The 4,535-nt window shown below is 70.2% G+C and carries 4 protein-coding genes; all 4 read right to left on the reverse strand.

Annotated elements, in window-relative coordinates; genetic code table 11:
* Positions 1-371: 371 nt before the first annotated feature.
* Complete coding sequence (locus tag ACXJMZ_RS37100; RefSeq protein ID WP_457034399.1) at positions 372-1,049, reverse strand: Fic/DOC family protein; 678 nt, start codon at positions 1,047-1,049, stop codon at positions 372-374.
* A 2-nt stretch (positions 1,050-1,051) separates the two neighbouring features.
* Positions 1,052-1,255: an antitoxin VbhA family protein gene (locus tag ACXJMZ_RS37105; RefSeq protein WP_457034400.1), complete on the reverse strand. Its 204-nt coding sequence runs from the start codon at positions 1,253-1,255 to the stop codon at positions 1,052-1,054.
* Between the two features lie 790 nt (positions 1,256-2,045).
* A complete protein-coding gene (locus ACXJMZ_RS37110) occupies positions 2,046-2,504 on the reverse strand; it encodes a hypothetical protein (RefSeq protein WP_457034401.1) in 459 nt (152 codons plus the stop codon).
* Entirely contained in the window at positions 2,498-4,327 is a 1,830-nt protein-coding gene (locus tag ACXJMZ_RS37115) for a ParB/RepB/Spo0J family partition protein (protein WP_457034402.1), read from the reverse strand. Before ACXJMZ_RS37115 ends, ACXJMZ_RS37110 begins: the two co-directional genes overlap by 7 nt.
* Positions 4,328-4,535 lie beyond the last annotated feature (208 nt).

A 4,535-nucleotide genomic window follows, 5' to 3' on the forward strand; every position in this document is an offset into this window, starting at 1 on the left:
AAGAGGCCGTCCGGGTCAAGGGCCGGCCGACGGCCGGTGGCGAAGCCACGCGACCAACGGGAGCGCCCTTGAGGCGGGCGGCCGGCTCCGGATACTGGGCCGCGAAGGGGGGCCGGGGGAACCGCGCAGCGGGGCGCCCGAACCAGAAAGAACGTCGTGCCGAAGGCGCGTCCACTTCCGCCGCCACCGGCGGCCGGCGGGGAACCCGCCCGAAGAAGACAGCCGTGCCAAAGGCACGACCGCGGGGGTCTGTCCCCTGCTCTACCCTGGAGATCCGCACGCTCCTCCGTTGCGAGGTGCTGTGGTCTCTGGCCGGTGGACCGTGCCAACCCGCTTGCGGGGGTGTCCACCGGCCTTCCGCGTGCTGCGGGTCAGGGGCGGATGGTCGGCCGGTTGGGGGGTTGGACCGGTGGGGGTTGGATCAGCTGCGGCGGGGCCGTCGTCCTGATGGTCGGCGTGGCCCTGGTGGCCGGCTGCGGGACGGTGAGGTCGGCGAGCATCGCGCGCAGCGGAGCCGAGTTGCCGTTGAACGAGGCGATAGAAGCGAGCGTGTTGCGGTCGGGGTCGAGGCGGGTCCAGTCGATCGGGTGCCCGGCGTCGGCCGCGAGCTGGCCGAGGAAGGCCCGTTGCGCCCGGCCGTTGCCCTCCCGGAACGGGTGCAGTGCGTTGACGTCGCCGTAGAGATCGGCGAGCCCGGTGAGGAAGCTGTCTCGGTCGAGCCCTCGGAGATGGTCCTGGCGGCGGGCGAGTCGGCCGAAGGTGTCGGCGGCGAAGTCCGGGATCATCCGGACGAGGCAGAACCGGGTGTTCCCCTTGGCGATCTCGATGGAGCGGATCTCCCCCGCCCACGGGTAGATGCTGCCGAAGGTCTCGCGGTGGAACGCCTGGAGATGGGCCAGGTCGTAGCGGCCGGGGATGGGTTTCTCGGCGAGCCGGGTGAGGCGGGCGGCGGTGATGTCGGCCTCGGCGGCGGCGAGGCCCTGGGAGTCGATGATGCCGAGTCGGTTGCGCAGGACGCCGCTGGCCGGGTCGGCATAGGGGTCGGCCATCGTTAGGGGGTTGGCCGCGTGGTACCCGGGGGGCGGTGGCGGGCTTCGGCGCGCTCCACCAGCTCATCGGCGGTGATCCGGCCGGCCGCGTACTCCTCGGCGTCGGTGAGGTAGTCGGGGCTGGGGGTGAGGCCCTCGGCTCGGACGGAGCCCGTGGCGGAGGACACCGCGCGGCGGCGGTTCTCCGGGGTGGCGGGGTCGTGCATCGGTTGCTCCTCGGTTTCGCGCCGGGAGGGGCGCGGGTGCTCTCATCAGCGTAGGTGCCCGTGTGGAGGCGGGCACGCCGGTGCTCAGGGTGGTCGGTCGGGTCCGTCGCGGCAGGTGGCCGGCTCCGGACGGCGAACGCGGGTGCGGGGGAGGGGGCTCGATGCCCCCTCCCCCGGTTGGCGGCTTCCTCGATCACGGCGGCCTGAACGGCCGCCTTGGTCTTCTCCCGGGTCACCTGCTCTTGGAGCTGGGCCGTCTCCTTCTCCAGCTCGCTGATCTTCTCCTGGTGGTGGCGGTGCCGGGCTGGGGCGTGCTGTTCGTCGTGGGCCCGGCGCAGGTCGGCCGCCCACGGGCGGGACAGCATGTGTCGGGTGATCGTGTGGACGATGGCGGCGGTCCTGCGCTGGGTGCCCTCCGGGGCGCCCGGGCTGTAGTGGCCGCCGGTCTCCCGCCGGACGACCAGCCACCGGTGATTGGTTGGGCTCACCGTGTCGGGGTGGAAGACGGCCCGGTCGGCGAGCTGGACGCCGTAAACGGTCGGGGCGTCCTGAAAGTGCTTGGTGAACGGGCTCCGGTCGGGCTTGCCGTAAGTGACCTGGATCGCGCCCCCGTTGCAGCAACCCGTGTAGTAGTGGCCGGACTCCCACCCCACGGTGATGGTGCCGCCCAGCTCCACGATGCGGTAGAGGGCGGCACCCTGCTCCCAGTCCAGGGTGATGGTGGCGTGCATCCGGTAGCCGCCTTCGGTGACCAGGGTGACGTACTGCGGGCCCGTCGGCCGGGTGCCGCTCATGCCGCAACCTTGGTGAGCACCGGGGCCTCGGTGTTCTCGAAGCGCGGCACCGCTCCGGCCGCCAGCTCCTCAACGGTGGGCAGGTTGCCCCAGCAGCGCGCGGCGTGCCGGTAGGCGGTGGTCCAGAGGTTGAGCTGGCTGGTGAAAGCAGCCATGTCGGCGATCACCGTCAGCAGCCCGCCGACGCTGACCCGCAGCTGTGGCGTGCGGGTGGGGCTGAGCCGCGCGGGCAGGGTCTCCACCACTGCCGGGGGGACGGCACGGTCAAGGCGGATCTGTCCGGACACCTGCCCGTCAGGTGCGGGGACGGTGCCGGATTCCGTTCCGGCGAACAGCCGGGCGGCCTGGTCGGCGGCGTCCGCCCACGCCTTGTACGCCTCGTAGGCGGGCTGCGGGTAGGCCAGACGAACGCGGACGGACGGCATGGTCAGCAGGATCGTCCGGGCGATCAGCACCGCGTGCACTTCATGCTGACCGGCGAGGCGAACGGCAAGGTCGGTTCGGACCGACGGCGGTCGGTGGGCGGTGGTGGCGAGGTGCAGATGCATACGGGCCTCCGGCGTGGGGGTGATGCGGGCAGCGGGGCCGGGGGGGGGGGGGGGGGGTCGGTCTCCTCCGCCTCCTCTGTGTCTTCGCTGCCCAGGTCATCCGGCTCGTCGTCCAGAACGATCGCCAGGTGCCTGGCCTCCTCGTCCTCCTGGTCCTCGTCCTCCCCCGCCAGCTCCGGCCCGTCCTCCTCGCCGTCCTGGCCCTCGACCTCTGCCTGCTGGGCGGCCTCCGCCGCCGCCTTCGCGGCTGCCTGTGCCTCGGCTTCGACGATCTTCGACCGGAACTCGGCCAGCAACTCAGCCTCGGATTCGTTCAGCTCGTACCCGTAGGCCACCAGGAACTCGAACCAACGAACGGCCTTTTCCCTGTTGCCGAGGCCGTTGCCGTAGCCCGAGGCGGCGTTGCGAACCACGCGCTCCGCGCGCACCGCGACGCTGGCGAGAAGCGCGAGAGGAACGCGGGCCTCGGCCATTCGTCCGATGAACCGGCTGTATCGCGCGCTGGCGTCGTCGTCGCCCGGTGCTTGGAGGAACAACAGCGCATCGGGGCTCGTCTCATCTGCCCCCAGCGTGTAGAGCATCCCGAGCACTCGCTTGGTCAGCCCCTTCGGCGCCTTCTTGGAGCGGCAGAGCTCCTGGATGTACTCGTGCCGAATCTCCTGGGCGATGGACAGCGCCTCCTTACGTTCACGGGCTGCCAGCTCCTCCGCCGCCTTGGCGGCCTCCTCCGCCGGGCTCCGGAACGAGTAGGAACGGGGCACCTGGTGCCCGTACTGATGGGGGTCACGGCAGAGGTACGTGGCCTTGACCTCGCCACTCGCTGACTCATTGAAGAACGCCGCGTTTCCGGGGCAGCTCCCATGGGACTCCGGGGTCAGCACAACTCCGTCAGCGTCGGAGAGACAGTCAAGACCCACCTCCTTCGACCCGTTCCAGCCGAACCCGTACGGTTCGCCGACCATGCGGACACCGGCGGCCTTGAGTCCCTGCGTGACCTCCTGCCGCAGCACGGCCCGCGCCGCCTTGCGCCGCTCGCTCTTCAGGGCCCAGTCCAGCTTCCCGTCCCGTTCGATCGTGTCGAGCAACCGCTTGTACGCCTTCGGGTCGCTTTCGAACTCGGCGATCCGGGCGGCGTCCTCCAGCGTGAGCGCACCCTCATCCACAGCAGACCGGGCGGTCTTCGGCATCGCGGCCAGCGCGATCGACGCCCGGACCTTCTTCGGGTCCTGGGCAACCCGAGCGGCGATCTGGTCGGCGTCGAGCCCGAGTTCGATGGACAGTTGCGCGTAGGCGTTGGCGATCTCGCTCTCGCGCATGTCCTCGCGGTGCATGTTCTCGATCAGCTGCGCGACGATGCGCGCCTCTTCGGCCGTGAGGTCGTTTCGGACAATGACGTCAACGAGCCGACCCGCCTCGATCGCACCCTTGGCTCGCCGGTTACCGAGGATGATCGCTATCCCGTCCTCGTGAGGGGTGGCGATGACCGGCTGAAAGAGGCCGTGCTCACGGATCGAGCTGACGAACTCGTCATCGAGCTCGGCCTTTCGGACGTTGCGGGTGAACACCAGCTCCGCCGGGTCCACACCTTCAAGAAGCACCTTCGCCGAATCCTCCACCCGGTCGGCAGAGTCGCAGGCCAGCTCGGCTTCGAAAGCGGCGGTCAGCGAAGCCAGCTCCGGCGAGCCAACCTCGTCGCTCAGCAGCTCAACAGGGGCAAGTACGGTCGTCACGAATCCTCCAACAGGCGCTTGGTCTCTGTCTGTTGTTCGGGGGTGCCATCCCCTCCCAGCAAGACCAATATTACCTCACTAAGGGTTTTTGGTCAAGCTTGATGGTGTGGATCGGCGCGCCGGAAAGGGGGCTGACAGGCCGTCAGATCGGGGGCGCACCTCCCCCGTCCCCCCGATAGCTGCCTGGGGTCCGGGGCAAAGAGGCCGT

This window comes from Kitasatospora sp. P5_F3, from assembly GCF_054049135.1.